This window comes from Peteryoungia aggregata LMG 23059, assembly GCF_030814435.1.
GTDB lineage: Bacteria > Pseudomonadota > Alphaproteobacteria > Rhizobiales > Rhizobiaceae > Allorhizobium > Allorhizobium aggregatum.
In genome coordinates this window covers 1-17375 of sequence record NZ_JAUSUW010000003.1, presented here as the reverse complement: position 1 = coordinate 17375, position 17375 = coordinate 1, and the positions used below count along the sequence as shown (strand labels likewise).

17 protein-coding genes and 1 tRNA gene are annotated in these 17375 nt (G+C 61.7%); 9 read left to right on the top strand and 9 right to left on the bottom strand.

What is annotated here, in order from left to right; all coding sequences use genetic code 11:
• Window position 1: 1 nt before the first annotated feature.
• Window positions 2-862, bottom strand: a complete 861-nt coding sequence (gene dapD / locus J2045_RS05235) for a 2,3,4,5-tetrahydropyridine-2,6-dicarboxylate N-succinyltransferase (protein ID WP_307370155.1) — start codon at window positions 860-862, stop codon at window positions 2-4.
• Window positions 863-1000: 138 nt separating this feature from the next.
• On the opposite strand from dapD, the gene J2045_RS05230 reads away from it, so the two are divergent.
• Entirely contained in the window at window positions 1001-1879 is an 879-nt protein-coding gene (locus J2045_RS05230; protein ID WP_307370153.1) for an LOG family protein, read from the top strand.
• A 40-nt stretch (window positions 1880-1919) separates the two neighbouring features.
• On the opposite strand, the gene J2045_RS05225 is transcribed toward J2045_RS05230, so the two are convergent.
• Together J2045_RS05225 and J2045_RS05220 are read right to left on the bottom strand one after the other, a co-directional pair.
• A complete protein-coding gene (locus tag J2045_RS05225; protein WP_307370150.1) occupies window positions 1920-2615 on the bottom strand; it encodes an EF-hand domain-containing protein in 696 nt (231 codons plus the stop codon).
• 108 nt (window positions 2616-2723) lie between these two features.
• The gene (locus J2045_RS05220) at window positions 2724-3443 is read right to left on the bottom strand and encodes a pyrimidine 5'-nucleotidase (protein ID WP_307370148.1); all 720 of its coding nucleotides are present in this window, start codon (window positions 3441-3443) and stop codon (window positions 2724-2726) included.
• Between the two features lie 337 nt (window positions 3444-3780).
• Here J2045_RS05220 and J2045_RS05215 point away from each other — a divergent pair, with 337 nt between their 5' ends.
• Window positions 3781-4695, top strand: coding sequence for an EamA family transporter (locus J2045_RS05215; protein ID WP_307370145.1), 915 nt, complete (start codon window positions 3781-3783; stop codon window positions 4693-4695).
• 316 nt (window positions 4696-5011) lie between these two features.
• On the top strand, window positions 5012-6508 hold the full coding sequence (locus tag J2045_RS05210) for an MFS transporter (RefSeq protein WP_307370143.1): 1497 nt from the start codon (window positions 5012-5014) through the stop codon (window positions 6506-6508).
• 25 nt (window positions 6509-6533) lie between these two features.
• Here J2045_RS05210 and argB read toward each other — a convergent pair whose 3' ends face one another.
• Window positions 6534-7421, bottom strand: a complete 888-nt coding sequence (gene argB, locus J2045_RS05205) for an acetylglutamate kinase (RefSeq protein WP_307370141.1) — start codon at window positions 7419-7421, stop codon at window positions 6534-6536.
• 159 nt (window positions 7422-7580) lie between these two features.
• Between argB and J2045_RS05200 the strand changes: the two genes are divergently transcribed.
• The 3 genes from J2045_RS05200 (at window position 7581) to J2045_RS05190 (ending at window position 9355) form a co-directional block, all read left to right on the top strand.
• Window positions 7581-8126, top strand: a complete 546-nt coding sequence (locus J2045_RS05200; RefSeq protein WP_307370138.1) for a sigma-70 family RNA polymerase sigma factor — start codon at window positions 7581-7583, stop codon at window positions 8124-8126.
• A complete protein-coding gene (locus tag J2045_RS05195) occupies window positions 8113-8616 on the top strand; it encodes an anti-sigma factor (RefSeq protein WP_307370135.1) in 504 nt (167 codons plus the stop codon). The genes J2045_RS05200 and J2045_RS05195 overlap by 14 nt, the downstream gene beginning before the upstream one ends.
• Window positions 8617-8797: 181 nt before the next feature.
• Window positions 8798-9355, top strand: coding sequence for a fasciclin domain-containing protein (locus J2045_RS05190; RefSeq protein ID WP_166602537.1), 558 nt, complete (start codon window positions 8798-8800; stop codon window positions 9353-9355).
• A gap of 49 nt (window positions 9356-9404) precedes the next feature.
• Here J2045_RS05190 and yihA read toward each other — a convergent pair whose 3' ends face one another.
• Genes yihA through rpmH form a run of 5 tightly spaced genes read right to left on the bottom strand, consistent with a single transcriptional unit; the run spans window position 9405 to window position 13426 of the window.
• Window positions 9405-10064, bottom strand: a complete 660-nt coding sequence (gene yihA / locus J2045_RS05185; protein ID WP_307370131.1) for a ribosome biogenesis GTP-binding protein YihA/YsxC — start codon at window positions 10062-10064, stop codon at window positions 9405-9407.
• 49 nt (window positions 10065-10113) lie between these two features.
• Window positions 10114-11022: a DMT family transporter gene (locus J2045_RS05180; protein ID WP_307370128.1), complete on the bottom strand. Its 909-nt coding sequence runs from the start codon at window positions 11020-11022 to the stop codon at window positions 10114-10116.
• Window positions 11023-11076: 54 nt separating this feature from the next.
• Complete coding sequence (gene yidC, locus J2045_RS05175) at window positions 11077-12867, bottom strand: membrane protein insertase YidC (RefSeq protein ID WP_370872993.1); 1791 nt, start codon at window positions 12865-12867, stop codon at window positions 11077-11079.
• Window positions 12867-13256: a ribonuclease P protein component gene (gene rnpA / locus J2045_RS05170; RefSeq protein WP_166602541.1), complete on the bottom strand. Its 390-nt coding sequence runs from the start codon at window positions 13254-13256 to the stop codon at window positions 12867-12869. Before rnpA ends, yidC begins: the two co-directional genes overlap by 1 nt.
• Before the next feature lie 32 nt (window positions 13257-13288).
• Entirely contained in the window at window positions 13289-13426 is a 138-nt protein-coding gene (gene rpmH, locus J2045_RS05165) for a 50S ribosomal protein L34 (protein WP_102020813.1), read from the bottom strand.
• Between the two features lie 415 nt (window positions 13427-13841).
• Between rpmH and J2045_RS05160 the strand changes: the two genes are divergently transcribed.
• From J2045_RS05160 to J2045_RS05150, 3 genes are all read left to right on the top strand, one after another.
• The gene (locus J2045_RS05160; RefSeq protein WP_246699950.1) at window positions 13842-15275 is read left to right on the top strand and encodes a HAMP domain-containing sensor histidine kinase; all 1434 of its coding nucleotides are present in this window, start codon (window positions 13842-13844) and stop codon (window positions 15273-15275) included.
• Between the two features lie 116 nt (window positions 15276-15391).
• Window positions 15392-15468, top strand: a tRNA-Arg gene (locus J2045_RS05155).
• A gap of 147 nt (window positions 15469-15615) precedes the next feature.
• On the top strand, window positions 15616-17375 hold a 1760-nt coding region (locus J2045_RS05150; protein ID WP_307370121.1), incomplete at its 3' end, for a M10 family metallopeptidase.

Genomic DNA, 17375 nt, shown 5'->3' with positions numbered 1-17375 from the left:
ATCAGTCGCGCAGCAATTCGTTGATGCCAGTCTTCGAGCGGGTCTTTTCATCGACGCGCTTGACGATGACGGCGCAGTAGAGATGCGGCGCCGGCAGACCGTTCGCCATGACGGCATTGCCCGAGGGCATCGAGCCGGCGACGACGACGGAATAGGGCGGCACTTCGCCATACATCACTTCGCCGGTGGCGCGATCGACGATCTTGGTCGACTTGCCGATATAGACGCCCATGCCGAGAACAGAGCCTTCGCGGATGATGCAGCCTTCGACGACTTCCGAACGCGCGCCGATGAAGCAATTGTCCTCGATGATCGTCGGGCCAGCCTGCAGCGGCTCGAGCACGCCGCCGATGCCCACACCGCCGGAGAGATGCACGTTGGCACCGATCTGGGCGCAGGAGCCGACGGTTGCCCAGGTGTCGACCATGGTGTTCTCACCGACATAGGCGCCGAGATTGACGAAGGACGGCATCAGAACGACGCCCTTGGAAACGTAGGCCGAGCGGCGCACGACAGCATTGGGAACGGCGCGGAAGCCGGCCGAGCGGAATTCGCTTTCGCCCCAGCCTTCAAACTTCGACGGCACCTTGTCCCACCAGGTCGAGGCGCCCGGGCCGCCCTTGACGACTTCCATGTCGTTCAGGCGGAAGGAGAGGAGTACGGCCTTCTTCAGCCACTGATGCACGGTCCAGGTGCCATCTTCGCCGCGGGCTGCGACGCGAACCTTGCCGCTGTCCAGGAGGTTGAGCGCCGTTTCGACCGCATCGCGGATCTCGCCCGTGGTGGTGGTCGAAACCGTATCGCGGTTGTCGAAAGCCGCTTCGATGACGTGTTCGAGCTGGGTAAGATCGGAGGCGCTCATCTGAATTCCTTAAACTTCGTTGTCTACCGTGGGGATGGAAACGATCAGGATCTGATCGAAAATTCGCGCAAAGCTCTAGCGCATAAAGGGCTGGAAGAAAACAGCCGGCGGAGCTCTGGGCTTGGGAAAGGAAGAGGCATGGCACGGTGGAAGAACGGCAAGCACAGGCGCAAGGACGGATCCTGGGATCCGTTGAAGGACAGCTCGACCGACAAGCAGACGGCTGAGGTCATTCCGCGTACCCCGCAATCAGTTTCGTCCTCCTACACGCTTGCTTATGTCGATGACGAATTCCTCTGCCGCGAGGAGCTCCGCCCCGTTCGCCTTCAGCTCGAATTGTTGAAAACGGAGATGATCCTCACCGAGCGCAACATCAAGTCGACGGTGGTGATGTTCGGTGGTGCGCGCATTCCTGCCCCAGGCCAGGCTGCCTGGGCAGCGAAGAACGACATTCAGAAGAAGAACCTGGAAAACGCCTCGATCTATTACGAAGAGGCCCGCAAGTTTGCCCAGCTCTGCTCGGCCCAGGCCAAGAAGATGGATTACCACGAATATGTCGTGGTGACCGGTGGCGGCCCGGGCGTCATGGAAGCCGGAAACCGTGGCGCGTCTGAAGTCGGCGCGCCCTCGGTCGGCCTCAACATCGTGCTCCCGCACGAGCAGGCGCCGAACCCCTATGTGACGCCGGAGCTCAGCTTCAACTTCCACTACTTCGCCATTCGCAAGATGCATTTCCTGATGCGGGCGAAGGCGATCACGATCTTTCCCGGCGGCTTCGGCACCCTGGACGAACTCTTCGAGACGGTGACACTGATCCAGACCAAGCGCATGGCGCCGATCCCGCTGATCCTGTTCTCCCGTGCCTTCTGGGAGGATATCATCAATTTCGAAGCACTCGCTGCCTTCGGCACGATTGCGCCTGAGGATCTCGACCTCTTCCAGTTTGCCGAAACAGCCGAAGAAGCCTGGAAGATCATCGCCGACTTCTACGACCTGAACGACGAAACGGCCCCATAAAGGGCCGTTCGCTTCTTCCACTGGTGTGCTGATCTTCCGATCAGCGGAACATGACCGGCCGCTTCGGCATGTCGTCGGCGCTGATGACGCCATCCTTGTTGCGGTCCATCCGGGTGAACATCTTGTCGGCCATGGCGGTCGCTTCCGCCTGGCTGATCTGGCCGTTTTCGTCGGTATCGGCCACCCGCATCATCCGGCCCTCGCCGCGCATGCCGTCTCGGCCACCGCGATCCTCGCCGCGATCGGCGCGCTCGTTATGCCAGCCATGGCGCTTGCCGTCATGTCCTTTGCCGTCATGGCCTCGGCCATCCCGACCGGGACCGTCGCCGTTCATTGCCTGCTCCTGCGGTGCGCCACCGGGTGGCGGCGGCGCATCGGCCTTCGCCGCTTCGCGCTCCGCCTGGCGTTCCGCCCGCATGGCCTCCATAGCTGCCTTGCGTTCTTCGCGCATGGCTTCACGATGCTGGCGCATTTCACCCGGTGTCAGCACACCATCCTTGTCGGCGTCGGCGGCGGCAAAGAGCGCGGTGCTCGCGGCGGTCGCCTCATCCTTGCTGATCTTGCCATCCTTGTTCGTGTCATACTGCTGCAGCATCTGCACGAACATCACTTCCGGACCGCCACGGCCGGGGCCGCCACGGCGCTCGCCGCGGTCCTGCGCAAACGCGCCGCCGGCGGTCGTGCCGATCAGGAGAGAGGCTGCCACGGCGGCCAGCGTCAGGGTCTTGCCGTTCATTCGGGTATCCTTTCGAGTAACTGCTTCGATGGAATGACCGTAGCGGCGGCAAGGCTCAGGCCCTACTTAACTCTCGGTAAGCTGCATGAAACTTTCGTAAGCTTTTGCTCACGAGCGCTGAGGGAAGAGAGCCTGCAGGAACCCGGTGAGATCGTCGGTCAGATAATCGACGGTCTCTGCGTCGACATGTTCGACCCGCTCCCAGGTTTCCAGGATCGCCGTGCCCAGATTGCGCGGCACCAGCAGCACGGTCTTCATGCCGAGCGCCTTCGGCACCATCAGATTGCGCGGCAGATCCTCGAACATCGCGGCATGTTTCGTGTCGATCCGGTTGAGGCTCGCGAACTTGTCGTAGGTGGCACCCGCCGGCTTCGGCACATAGTCGGCGGCCACGATATCGAAGATGTCGTCGAAATGGTCGAGAATGCCGAGTGCCCGGGCGGCCGCTTCCGCATGCGCCACCGTGCCATTGGTGAAGATGAATTTGCGACCCGGCAGCTGCTTGATCGCAGAGCCCAGCGCCTCGTCGGGGAGAAGCGCCGAATAGTCGATCGCATGTGCGCGTTCCAGAAAGGCGTTCGGATCGACCTTGTGATGCAGCATCAGGCCTGCCAGCGTCGTTCCGTGTTCGTGATAGTAGCGCTTCTGCAGAAGTTTCGCCTCGGCCGGCTCCAGCTGCAAAAGCTCGGACACGAAGGCGGTCATGTTCGTGTCGATCTGTGCGAAAAGGTTGATGTGATGCGGATAGAGCGTGTTGTCGAGGTCGAAGACCCAGTCGCGCACATGGGCAAAATCGGCGGGCGAGGGGATCTTGGCTGGGCTGTTCATCAGGTCCTCTTGGGGCAGTGCTGGGCGGCTGCGGAATGCAGGCCGCCGCTATGCGCTTCGGCCTCTAATTAGCATTGGTCGCTGCTTCGGGAAGTGTTATCTGGAAAAGATGGGAAAGAAGATGTCGATTGCGGCAATGGAACGGGTCGTGGTCCTGCAGGACCGCAAGCGTCTGCCTGCGCGCTTCCATCCGGTGCACTCGGGCACCATTCGCCACCGTCAGGGCTGAGCCAACCGGCCCGCGCGCGCCCCAAGCGCTCATGGCCAAACCGCCACCCTTTCCCAACTCCGCCGCAAGCCGACATCCCCGCGCTGCGGCTTTTCTGGACACTCTCCCATGGAACTCTGGGCCATCATCACGATTGGCAGTGCCTTCCTGCAGAACCTGCGTTCGACGCTGCAAAAACATCTGAAAGGCCGGATGGGCACAACAGGCGCGACCTTTGTCCGCTTCGGCTTCGGCCTGCCCTTCGCCTTCCTCTATCTCGCCATCCTGCATCTTGGCCTCGGAAGGCCACTACCGGTCCCGGGCCTGACCTTCGCAATCTGGGCCGTCATCGGGGCGCTGGCGCAGATCAGTGCAACATTCCTGTTGGTCCACCTCTTCTCCTTCCGAAACTTCGCTGTCGGAACCGCTTACTCCCGCACCGAACCGGCCCAGGCCGCGCTGATCGCTCTTCTCCTCTTCGGGGAAACCATTAGCCTCGGCACGGCAGCCGCCATCTTCGTCTCGATCCTCGGCGTGATGCTGATCTCGGTTGCGCGCACCACCTTCACGCCGGCAAGCCTGCTGACCTCGGTCGGAAGCCCCACCGCCCTCATCGGCCTCGCCTCCGGCTTCTTCTTCGGCATCTCCGCGATCTCCTACCGCACCGCTTCGCTGTCGCTCGCCCCGAGCCTTCCGGTGCCCGACGCACTTGTTCAGGCCGGCTACACGCTCTGCGTTGTCATCACCATCCAGACACTGTCGATGCTGGTCTGGATGGCCTGGCGCGACCGGGCGGAACTCACCCGCGTCTGTTCCGCCTGGAAAGTCAGCGCCCTCGTCGGCTTCGTCGGTGCCACCGCCTCCTTCGGCTGGTTCACGGCGATGACCCTGCAGCAGGTGGCGGTGGTCAAGGCGCTCGCCCAGGTCGAGATGCTCTTCACCTTCGCGTCGTCAGTGCTGTTCTTCAAGGAGAGGATCAACCGGCTCGAGATTGCCGGATGTGTGTTGATCGTGTTCGGGGTTCTGTTGCTGGTGCTGGTGTGAGGGCAAGTTTCCTCTCCCCCTGCGGGAGAGGATGGAAAATCGAAGGCTTAGGCGAGCGAAAGCCGCCTAAACTTCAGATTGTCCCGGTGAGGGGATTGGTGTGGTTGGAAATACCTTACCGAGCCCCCCTCTTGCGAAATCTGAGGTTTAGCCCTGATCGGGCTAATTCCTCGATTTCGCTTTCTCCCCCACAGGTGGGGAGATGGGACCCCGCGCGCGCCGCTTCACCATGGGGGTCACCCTTTGCCCCGTTGCGACCCATCCCGCTGCGCGATACACCGGACGGCACAAGCGCGCAGAGGGCGGGGAGACAAAAGTGCACACCAAGACACCCGCGACACCAACGGTCAGCGCCGACGCCGCGCATCCATACCCGAAACGCTGGACGGCGCTTCTGGTGATGATGTTGGCGAACTTCATGAATCTGCTCGATGTTACCATCGTCAATGTGGCGCTGCCGAGCCTGCAATCCGAACTTGGCGCGACCTCGAGCCAGATCGAATGGGTGGTGGCCGGTTATGTGCTGGTCTTTGCGCTCGGGCTGCTTCCGTTCGGGCGCCTCGGCGATGTCCGGGGCAAGAAGCAGGTGTTTCTGGCAGGCGTCGTGGCCTTCACGTCGGCATCGCTGCTGTGTGGCCTGGCGCCCGATATCCGCTGGCTGGTGGCAGCCCGTCTCCTGCAGGGTGCGGGAGCCGCGGTGATGACGCCGCAGGTGCTGGCGATTGCCCAGATGATGTTTCCACCGAAGGAACGGGCGGCGGCCTTTTCGCTGTTCGGGTTGAGCGCCGGGCTCGCGGCCGTATCAGGCCCGATCCTCGGTGGCTGGCTGATTGCGCTCAACCTTTTCGATCTCGGCTGGCGGCCGATCTTTCTCATCAATATCCCGGTCGGGATTGTCACGATCCTGCTCGGCTGGAGGCTGATCCCCGCGCTTCCAGGCAAGCCCGGCCTCAAGAACGACTTCGGCGGGATAGCGCTCGCCGCCGCAACTATCTTCTGCGTCATCTTCCCGCTGATCGAGGGGCGTGGCTTCGGCTGGCCCGTCTGGTGCTTCGTGATGCTCGCCATGGCCATTCCATTTGGGGTAGCCTTCGGCCTCTGGGAGCGGCGCCAGCACCAGCTGAAGGCGCCGGAGCTTCTGCCGGTCGCGCTGATGAAGAACCGTAACTATGTCATCGGCTCGCTGATGACGGCGACCTTCTTCTCAACCTTGCCCGGCTTCTTCCTGATCCTCGCAATGTTCCTGCAGCAGGGTTATGGCCTGACGCCCCTGCAATCGGGCATGACCACCGTGCCCTTTTCCGTCGGCATCTTCATCGCCTCGCTGATTTCAGGTCGTCTCGGCAACATCACCCCGCGCATACGCGTCGTGGTCGGCGTGGTGATGGTTATCGTCGGTATGGGCCTGCTGCGGGCGGAGATCCAGTCGGTCGGCGAGAGTATCGACCGCATGGCGCTTCTGCCCTGGTTCTTGCTCAGCGGGCTCGGCATGGGCATCGCGATTGCGCCGATGTTCCAGCTCGTCCTGGCTGGCGTGCCGCCGCAGGATGCCGGCGGCGGATCAGGCGCGCTTCAGGCGATCCAGCAGGTGGGCAGCGCACTTGGAATTGCCATCGTCAGCGAGATCTTCTTTTCTGATCTGGCGCGCAATGCGGCGGAAGGCCTTAGCGGCAAGGCCGTTTATGCCGAGGGTCTGGCGCTCGGCCTCATCTACAACTTTGTCGCCTATGCGATCGTGCTGATCGCCGTTCTCTCCATGCGCACGGTGACGCCAGGAAGCGAAAAGCTGGAAAGGCCGCTGCCGATCGAGTGACCGGCAGCGACCTGGATTGTCGAGTTCAGGGAACGAGCAGCGTGCCCGCACCCGTCTCTGTGAAGAGCTCAAGCAGCACGGAATGGGCGGTCTTGCCGTTGAGGATGACGACGCCCTGGACACCGGCCTTGATGGCTTCGATGCAGGTCTCGACCTTCGGGATCATGCCGCCGGAAATCGTGCCGTCGGCGATCAGGGCATGCGCTTCGGCGACCGAGAGTTCCTTGATCAGCTTGCCGTCCTTGTCGAGCACGCCCGGTACGTCGGTCAGGAAGAGCAGGCGCGAGGCATTGAGCGCACCGGCAATGGCCCCGGCAAAGGTGTCCGCATTGATGTTGTAGGTCGCGCCGTCACGGCCGGGGGCGACGGGGGCGATGACCGGGATCATTTCGGACCGGGCTAGCAGGTCGAGCAGCGTGCGGTCCACTTCGACAACTTCGCCGACGAAGCCGAGATCGAGCACGCGCTCGATATTGCTGTCGGGATCGCGGACCTTCTTCTGCGCCTTTTCGGCAAAGACCATGTTGCCGTCCTTGCCGCAAAGACCGATCGCCCATTCGCCGGTCTGGTTGATCAGCGCGACGATTTCCTTGTTGATCGACCCGGCCAAGACCATTTCGACGATCTCGACCGTCTTCTGGTCGGTGACGCGAAGGCCGTTTTCGAAGCGTGATTCGATGCCCATCTTGGCGAGCATGGCGCCGATCTGCGGGCCGCCGCCATGCACGACGATCGGATTGACGCCCGACTGCTTCAGAAGTGCGATATCGGCGGCAAAGGCCTTGCCGAGCTCGGGATTGCCCATGGCATGCCCGCCGTATTTCACGACGATGGTCTTGTTTTCATAGCGCTGCATGAAGGGCAGGGCCTGGGCGAGAAGCCGAGCCTGCGTTTCGCTTTCGGAAGCTGACATGGGAAACCTCACTGTGGATCGCGGCCTTTTAGCGCATCCCTGCGACGGAGGGAATAATTGCGCGGCAATATAAGCGACACATGACAAGCTTCTTCTTCTCGTCGCATTGTCCGCTGATGATGCCGCGCTATATCATGGCCGACTGCGTGAGGGGGCTGAATGGAACGCGACGACATCGGCGGTTTGTTGGCCCGGGTTGCCCTGCGGGACCGGAACGCCTTTTCCTTGCTCTATGGTCGCATTTCGGCGAAACTTTTCGCCATCTGCATCCGTATGCTCAAAGACAGGGGAGAGGCCGAAGAGGCGCTCCAGGATGTGTTCGTCAAGATCTGGCACAAGGCCGGCAGCTATACGGGCGACGGCGCCAACGCCTATCCATGGCTTTGCGCCATCGTTCGCTACCACTGCATCGATCGCCTCCGAGCGCGTCGACCGCAGGGGGAAGACATCGAGGCGGCGATCGATCTGGCGGATCTGGCGCCGGATCCGGAGCAGCATGCGATGCTCCGATCCGAGGGTGGCCGGATTGACACATGCCTGGAGGCATTGGATCCTGACAGGGCGCTTGCGGTTCGCCAGGCCTATGTCGAGGGACTGTCCTATCAGGAGCTGGCGGATCATTTCGCCGTTCCGCTGAACACGATGCGCACATGGCTGCGGCGCAGCCTATTGAAACTGAGAGAGTGCATGGATGAGCACGCCTGACCAGAGCAAGGGAGACCGGTCGCGGGACGAAGTTCTCGCGGGCGAATATGTCCTGGGCGTCCTCGGCGGAACCGAGCGACAAAAGGTCGAAGCGCGCCTGCGCCACGACAGGCCGTTTGCCGCCATGGTCAAGCGCTGGGAAGAAAATCTCACCCAGTTCAATGATGATTACGCCGAAGTCGCAGCCCCGGATCATTTGCTCTCCGGGATCGAGGATCGGCTTTTTGCCTCGCCGGCCAGCGTCGCAGCCGTCAAGGACAGCCTGTGGAACTCGCTGATCCTCTGGCGGGGCTTAAGTTTTGCCTCCATTGCGGCGCTCGGCCTCTTCGTCGGGTTCGACTATGCCGAACGCATCCGCCCGAAACCTCAAGTCGCGCTGACGGCGGATCTTGCCGGTGAGAATCAGGCGATCGCGCTGCACGCCCGTTACGACGGGAATTCCGGGCGCCTCGCCGTCACGCCGGTGGCGCTCGGCGAAGTACGGCCCTGATGAATAAACTATCTCATAACATCAAAGGTTTGATTTTCAGGCGGCCGAATTTTTCGAGCCGCCTGAAACTTAATTGAACGGCCCACCGTCCTTTGAGGTGTTCCCGTTGAGGAACGCCCCCCGATGTCCCGCCCGAAACCTGGGACACGATCGCGAACACCAAGGATAAGAGGAAACCGTAATGTTCAAGACCGCTCTTCGCCCGCTCGCATTCTCCGCAGCCATCCTGGCCGGCGCTGCCGCAGCCTATGCCGCCAATCCGATGGTCGGCGGTGGTGAAATGCTCGAAACCAAGAACATCGTCGAAAACGCCGTCAACTCGAAGGATCACACGACGCTCGTCGCCGCCGTCCAGGCAGCAGGCCTCGTCGAAACCCTCTCGGGCGCCGGTCCGTTCACCGTGTTTGCCCCGACCAACGACGCCTTTGCCAAGCTGCCGGCCGGCACGGTCGATACGCTTCTGAAGCCGGAAAGCAAGGAACAGCTGACCAAGGTCCTGACCTGCCACGTTGTCGCGGCCAATGTCATGGCCGAGGCGCTGGTCAAGATGATCTCCGACAATGGCGGTGAAGCCGATGTGACCACCGTTGGCGGTTGCGTGCTGAAGGCCAAGGCTGCCGACGGCAAGGTCACGCTCACCGACGAGAACGGTGGCGTCTCGACCGTGACCATCGCCGACGTCAAGCAGTCGAACGGCGTCATCCACGTGGTCGACGCGGTGATCCTGCCGAAGATGTAAGGCGGACGGGGCGGCAACGCCCCCGGATGTCAGGTCAGGCGCGTAAGCGTCACTGGCCCAGTTTGACGGCCTCGGTGATTGCGCCCCGCAATTGCTCGAGGCCGTCTGCTTTTTCGGAAGACGTCGCGAGAACCTCCGGGAAGGCAGCTGGATGTTTCTTGATTTTTTCCAGTGTCTCGGCAATGAGCCTGGGCACGCCGGCTTCCTTGATCTTGTCGGTCTTGGTCAGCACGATCTGATAGGAGACGGCCGCCTTGTCGAGCAGGGTCAGAACCTCGTCGTCATTCGCCTTGATGCCGTGGCGGCTGTCGATCAGCACATAGACGCGCTTCAGCGTCGCGCGACCGCGCAGGTAATCGAAGACCAGTTTCGTCCAGGCATCGACCTGTGCCTTGGGCGCCTGGGCATAGCCGTAGCCGGGCATGTCGACCAGCGCCATGGGCGGCAGGTCGCCGATCTGGCCGGAAAAGCCGTCGGGCACGAAGTAATTGAGTTCCTGGGTGCGACCGGGCGTGTTCGACGTGCGGGCAAGGCCGGCCTGGCCGACCAGCGCATTGATCAGCGACGACTTGCCGACATTCGAGCGGCCGGCAAAGGCGACTTCGAGCGGACCTTCCGGCGGCAGGAATTCCATCGATGGCACGCCGCGGATGAAGATCCACGGACGGACGAACAAGGGATAGTCACTTCTCTGATTGGGGTCGCGCATGGCAATGGCCTCTCTTGAACGGGTCAAATCCGGGTTTTGCGCGGCAAAGTCAAGTCGCAGCCGGATTTGAGCCTGGGCGGGCAGGCCGCATGTGGCTGATGAGATAGGTGAAGAGGGCGGCCATGACGAGTGCGCCGCCGAGGATCGTGCGACCGGAGGGGATCTCGTTGTGCAGGATCACCATCCAGACCGGGGCGAGGATCATCTCGGCAGTCCCGATGAGGGCGGCGAGCGCCGAGGGGATCATGCGCGCCCCGGTGACATAGAGCGCCATGCCGAGCCCGAGATTGAGCGCGCCGAAGCAGAAGAGAAGCGCAAGGTCCTGCCCGCCGACGGCAAAGGCGCCGGCTTGGGTGGCGGCAATCGCGGATGCGATGAACGAGCCGCCACAGGCAGCCGGTGTCATCCGGATGCCGGGATAGCGGCGGGTGAGCACGGTCATGCCGGCAAAGATCGCAGGGATGGCGGCGGCAAGCGTTAGCCCGAGCACCGAGCCGCCTTCGCCGATCGAGGCTGAGACCATGACGCCGACGCCGAGGATCACCGCAGCGATGGCGCCCCAGGTGATCGGCGTGATGGGTTCTCCGAGAACGATCCGGGCGAGAAGTGCGGCAAACAACGGGATGGACGCCATGAACAGCACGACATTGGCGACCGGCGTCATCGTCACGGCCAGCACGAAGAAGGTGGAAACAAGGGCGAAGCCGACGGCGATGAAGAAACCGGGCCAACCCATGGCACGGAAAAGACGGATCGTGCCGTCGATGCGGTCCCGGACAAGCATGAAGGCGAGGAGAAAGAGCCCCGCAAACAGGCAACGCCAGAAGACGATCGTCCAGCCGTCCGTAACCCCGATGAAGCGCTGGATCGCGCCGCCATAGCTCCAAGCGACTGCGGCGCCGAGAACGAGGGCGATGCCGAGCCAGGAACGGGTCGTCGCGGATGGGGAGCTTGTCATGATGTTATCTCGGACGACAAAAAGAAAGCCCCGGCTGGACCGGGGCTTTCGAGCTTACTTGGTCTGGGCGGGTTTGCGCCGGAACAGCTTGCCGATGTTCGTGAAGAGTTCGATCTCGACGCCGTGGCGCTTCATGATGATCGACTGCTGCAGAACCGACAGCGTGTTGTTCCATGCCCAGTAGATCACCAGACCGGCGGGGAAGGTGCCGAGCATGAAGGTGAAGATCACGGGCATCCAGTTGAACAGCATGGCCTGGGTCGGATCCGGCGGCGTCGGGTTCATGCGCATCTGTACCCACATGGTGACGCCCATGATGATCGGCCAGACACCAAGATGCAGGAAGGTCGGTGCCTCGAAAGGCAGGAGGCCGAACAGGTTGATGAAGGTCGTCGGATCGGGTGCGGACAGGTCCTGGATCCAGCCGAAGAACGGCGCATGGCGCATTTCGATCGTGACGTAGATGACCTTGTAGAGGGCGAAGAAGACCGGGATCTGCAGGATGACAGGCCAGCAGCCGGCGACCGGATTGATCTTCTCTTCCTTGTAGAGCGCCATCATAGCCTGCTGCAGGCCCATCCGGTCGTCGGCAAATTTGGTCTTCAGCTCTTCGAGCTTCGGCTGAACGCGCTTCATGTTGGCCATGGAGGCGTATTGCTTGTTGGCAAGCGGGAAGAACAGCAGCTTGACGACGATGGTGGTGAGCAGGATGGCCACGCCGAAATTGCCGACGAGATGGAAGAAGTAGTCCATCATGTGGAACATCGGCTTGGTGATGAAGTAGAACCAGCCCCAGTCGATCATCAGGTCGAACTTCGGGATGTTCAGATTGGCCTCGTAGGCATCGATGACCGGAACCTGCTTTGCACCGGCGAACAGCAGGGTCTTGACCGAGGTGCTCTGGCCGGCCGGAATGCTGACGGCATCGTTCTTGTAGTCAGCCTGGAAGCGGGCCTGACCATCGGTGAAATAGGAGAAACGTGACTCGTAGGGCAGAGTCTGCTGCGGGATGAGCGATGCAGCCCAGTACTTGTCGGTGATCCCGAGCCAGCCACCGGTTGCCTTGGCGTTCGTCACCGCGGCTTCCTCGATGTCGCTATAGTCATGCTCGACGAGACTGCCTTCGGTGCCAAGGACGCCGAGGAAGCCTTCATGCAGAACGAAGATCGACGGTGTCGAAGGCTTGTTGTAGCGGGTGACGCGACCATAGGGAGCAACACTCACAGCGGCCGTACCGTTGTTCACGACCGTGTCCTCGATCGTGAACATGTAATGTTCGTCGACGGAGATCGTGCGATTGAATGTCAGGCCGGCTTCGTTTGTGTAGGTCAGCGTGACCGGCGTCGTCTCGGTCAGCTTTGCATCGGTCGGGGCAGTCCACACGGTATTGGGGCCCGGAACCGAGCCGGCATTCTCGCCCCCGATAAAGCCGAGTTCGGCGAAATAGGCATCCCGCGTTTCGGCGGGATTGAAAAGCGTGACGATCGGGCTCGTCGGATCGACGGTCTCGCGATACTCCTTCAGCTTGAGATCGTCGAGACGGGCGCCGGTCAGGTTGATCGAGCCGGCCAGATCCTGGGTCTCGATGGCAACGCGCGCCGTCTTGGCGACGGCGGCTTCGCGGCTTGCTTCCGCATTGGCGGCTCCTCCCGCCGGCAGACTTCCCTCCACGGTCGCCGCCGGACTGGTTGCCTGCTGCTCGGCCTGGGCCTGCTGCTGGGCGATCTGGGCTTCCTGCGCCAGGCGCTGTGCCTCGATGCGCGGGTTCATGTAGAAGAACTGCCAGGCGAGGACGATCACCACCGATAAGGCAATCGCGATGAAATAGTTGCGGTTGTTCTGCATCACTCTTTCCTGGGAGCGGTCTTGTGGGACCGGGTGTTGTTCGTCTGGCGGTTTTCGATGCGGTGGATCAACTGCCGGGACAATTGATCGAACGGAATGTCCAGCACCTCGCGCCGGGCGACAATGACATAGTCGTGTCCCGGCTGCATTGCAAACGCCGCATTCAGTCGCACGGCTTCTTTCAGCCTGCGCCGCATGCGGTTTCGTTCCACTGCATTGCCGTGTTTCTTGGTGACCGTGAAGCCCACGCGGGGCGGCGCATCATTGTTGTGATCAAGCACTTCCAGCAGGAATGTGCGACCCTTGCGCGCTTCGCCGTGCCTGACGGCGAGGAACTGGGGCCGGCTTTTCAGCCGGCCGACAGGTTTTTTGGAGTCCGTGGACGTCATGGGCCCGTCATCTCGTCGGGCTCATCCGGCCCTTAGGCCGAGAGCTTGGCGCGACCGCGACCGCGGCGTGCGTTGAGGACAAGGCGGCCGCCCTTGGTGGCCATACGCGCACGGAAGCCGTGGCGGCGCTTGCGAACAAGCTTGGAAGGCTGGAAAGTACGCTTCGACATTTATTTAATACCGCGGTGTGCGGCCCTTCTTGGATGTGCAAATTGCAACAGCGTTTTGGTTCGTCGCACGGGTAAGCGCCGCCGGGCGCCTGTTTCCGAACGTGCGCGGCTTATAGTGTCAGGTGCGCCGCGAGTCAATCAGCGGGGACAGAAGGCGTTACATGCCTTCAACTGCCTGGAAAAAATGGTATGGCGGCACACATCCGCCACAGGCTTTCCTTCGTTTACATGACCAAACTTTCATGTTTCTTCGTGCGTTGAGCGTGGTAAGCGCTGCCGCACTGCGATAGACTGGTCTTCGATAAATGCCTCGGCAACCGGGATCGGCAGGCAGGGGACAGGGACGACAGGACGAGACTTGATGTACGACCGGCAGGACAACGATCTGCAGGCCGACCTCTCCGGAGGTTACACCATGCCGTCCCGCATCCGGGGGCTCTCCGGCAAGCTTCTCTGGCTGACGATCGCCTTCGTCATGCTCGCCGAAATCCTGATCTTCGCGCCCTCGGTCGCCACTATGCGCCAGCGATGGCTGCAGGACCGCCTGAATACGGCGGCGGCTGCCGGCGTGGTGATCGATGGCCTGCAGCCGCTCGAACTGCCGCGCGCCGTTCAGGAAGATACGCTCGCCACCACCGGTACCAAGGCGATCGTACTGCGCAAGGACGGCACGTCGCGCCTGCTCGCCGTCACCGAGATGCCGAACGAAGTCGATGCCGCCTTCGATCTGGCGGACTATTCAGAACTGGGTTCCATCCGCGACGCCTTCTACACGCTGATCTTCGGCGGCGACCGGCTGCTGCGGGTCTATGGCCCGATTGGCGAGGATCCCGATGTAATCGTCGAAATCGTCATGGACGAGGGGCCGTTGCGAAAGGCCATGCTTGGCTATGCGCGCAACATTCTGGTCGTGTCGCTGATCATATCGGTGATCACCGCCTTCCTGATGTTCCTGGCGATCAACCGGGTGATGATCATGCCGGTGCGTCGGCTCGCTCGCAGCATGCAGGTCTTTGCGGAAAACCCGGAGGACCCGACACGTGTTTTGCCCAACACCCTAGGCAACGACGAGATCGCCGTCGCCGGACGTCATCTGTCGCGCATGCAGGATCAGTTGCAGAAGACGCTTCGCCAGCAGAAGACGCTTGCCGACCTTGGGCTCGCCGTCTCCAAGATCAATCATGACATGCGCAACATCCTGGCCTCGGCCCAGCTGATGTCGGACCGGCTGGTCGATGTCGACGACCCGCTCGTCAAGAGCTTTGCGCCAAAGCTCCTGCGCACCATCGACCGGGCGGTAGGCTACACCAGCGAGGTTCTCTCCTATGGCCAGACCAGCGAGGCAGAGCCGCGCCGCCGACGTTTCTTCCTGTCCGAACTCTGCCAGGAAGTGAGAGACCTCCTGCATCTGAGCCCGGAGGCCGAAATCGAATTCGTTGACAGCGTCGGCGTCGATATCGAGGTGGATGCCGACAGCGAGCAGCTCTTCCGGATCATTCACAATATCTGTCGTAACGCGGTCCAGGCGCTTGCGAGCTTCACGCCGGACGATCCGGATCATGTGCGGCGCATCACCGTGTCGGCTCAGCGTACCGGCTCCGTGGTGGCGATCGTCGTTGACGACACGGGGCCGGGCATGCCGCGCAAGGCGCGCGAAAACCTGTTTGCCGCCTTCCGCGGCTCGGCCCGCTCCGGCGGCACGGGACTCGGGCTGGCGATCGCGCGCGAACTGGTGATCGCCCATGGTGGAACAATTGCGCTTGTGGAAAAGCCCGGCCCCGGCACCATGTTCCGTGTCGAAATCCCCGACAGGCCAGTGGCTCTGGACGACTGGCGCGCCCGCGCCTGACCTTGCCCGGCGACATGCATGACAGGAAAATGACTCTTTTTTCGAAAAGGGCGCTTGCAATCCTGATCGTCCCGCTTTAGAGGATCGCCACACGCCGACGGACAGTCAGTTGGCACGCACCCGTAGCTCAGCTGGATAGAGCACCAGACTACGAATCTGGGGGTCAGGAGTTCGAATCTCTTCGGGTGCGCCATTCTTCCTCGCTATATGGATTTATTTGTTATCCCTGATGTGATCAGGGTTGCATTTCTTTGTCTCCGAAGCAATTCTTGGCTGTCGACTGCACTTTGTTGCAGTGCGTGAAGCCGTTGATCTCAATTGATTTTGGAACAATACATTTATGGCCCTCGCTTCCTGGACCGACCGACAAGTCATCGATCAGCTGAATTCGGGTTACCGCTGGACCAGTTCGACCATCACCTATTCGTTCCCGACCACGGTCTGGGGCACGTATGTCTATCCTAGTGACAGCGAGGGCGGTTTCTCGGCGCTGAATGCCACCCAGCAGGTGACCGCAGTGCTCGCGCTTACCCTCTGGGACGAGTTGATCGCGCCAAGCTTCGTGCAGCTCGATACAGCCAGCTTCTGGTACGAGAGCGATATTGAGTTCGGCAATGCAACGTTTGGCGTCGATTACGCTCATGCCTACTACCCTGGCGTCGGAACGGTGTGGTTCAACCGCACCTACGACTCGGCATATGGCACTGATGATCTTGTGACACCGACGATCGGGGCGCATGGCTTTGCCACCTTCGTCCACGAAATCGGGCATGCGATCGGCCTAGAGCATATGGGCGACTATAACGGTACGGCAGCAAGGCCGTCGTCTTATCAGGACTCGACCGTCTACTCGATCATGTCCTACTTCGGTCCGTCTTGGGGGGGCGGAAAAGCGAATGGCGAGGGCCTTGTGGCTTGGGCTGATTGGGTCGGTGCGGACAAGAAGCTCTACAGTCCGCAGACGCCCATGATGAATGACATCATGGCCATTCAGAGCATTTACGGCGCCGATACGACGACGCGCACCGGAGATACCGTCTATGGCTTCGGCTCCAATGTCACCGGGGCTGTCGCCGCGATTTTCGATTTCAATCAGAATCGCAACCCGATCCTCTGCATATGGGATGCCGACGGCAACGATACACTGAATCTGTCCGGCTGGAGCGCTGCCAGTGTGGTCAATCTGGCTCCGGGGTCCTTCTCATCTGGCAACAGTATGACATTGAACATTTCGATTGCCCGCGGTGCGTGGATCGAAAATGCGATCACTGGCGCCGGGAGTGACCGGCTTACCGGCAACATACTGGCAAACCGGCTTGAAGCTGGCGCCGGAAACGATGTGATTAGCGGCTTGGCCGGGGATGATACCCTTCTCGCAGCTGCTGGTGATGACACGCTGCTGGGTGGCGACGGAAACGACATCCTCGACGGTGGCACCGGCAACGACCAGATGAGCGGCGGCGCGGGCGACGATACCTATTTTGTCGATTCGGCGAAGGACGTGATCACGGAAGCGGTGAACGGCGGCACCGATCTGGTGCGGGTGACGGCATCGAGCTACACGCTGTCGGCCTATGTCGACAATCTGGCCTATGTCGGCACCGGAGCCTTCAAGGGTGTCGGCAGTGCCGATGCCAACACGATGACGGGCGGTATCGGCGCGGATGTGCTTGATGGTGCGGCGGGCAATGACCGTCTTTACGGCGGTTTCGGCAATGACAGCCTTGTGGGCGGGATCGGCAACGACCTGCTCGATGGCGAGGCGGGCGCCGACACGATGGCGGGCGGCGTCGGCAATGACAGCTACCATGTCGACAATACCGGTGACGTGGTGACGGAACTGGTGTCGGCGGGCACGGATACGGTGTTCACGACGCTGTCGGCCTATACGCTGGGTGGGCATGTCGAGAACCTGACCTACGACGGCTCCGGTGACTTCACCGGCACGGGCAACACGCTGGCCAATGTCCTGACGGGCGGTGACGGCGACGACATGCTGAGCGGCCTCGACGGCAATGACTGGCTCTCCGGCGGCGAGGGCAATGACATCCTCATCGGCGGCACGGGTGCGGACACGATTGAGGGCGGCGGTGGCGACGA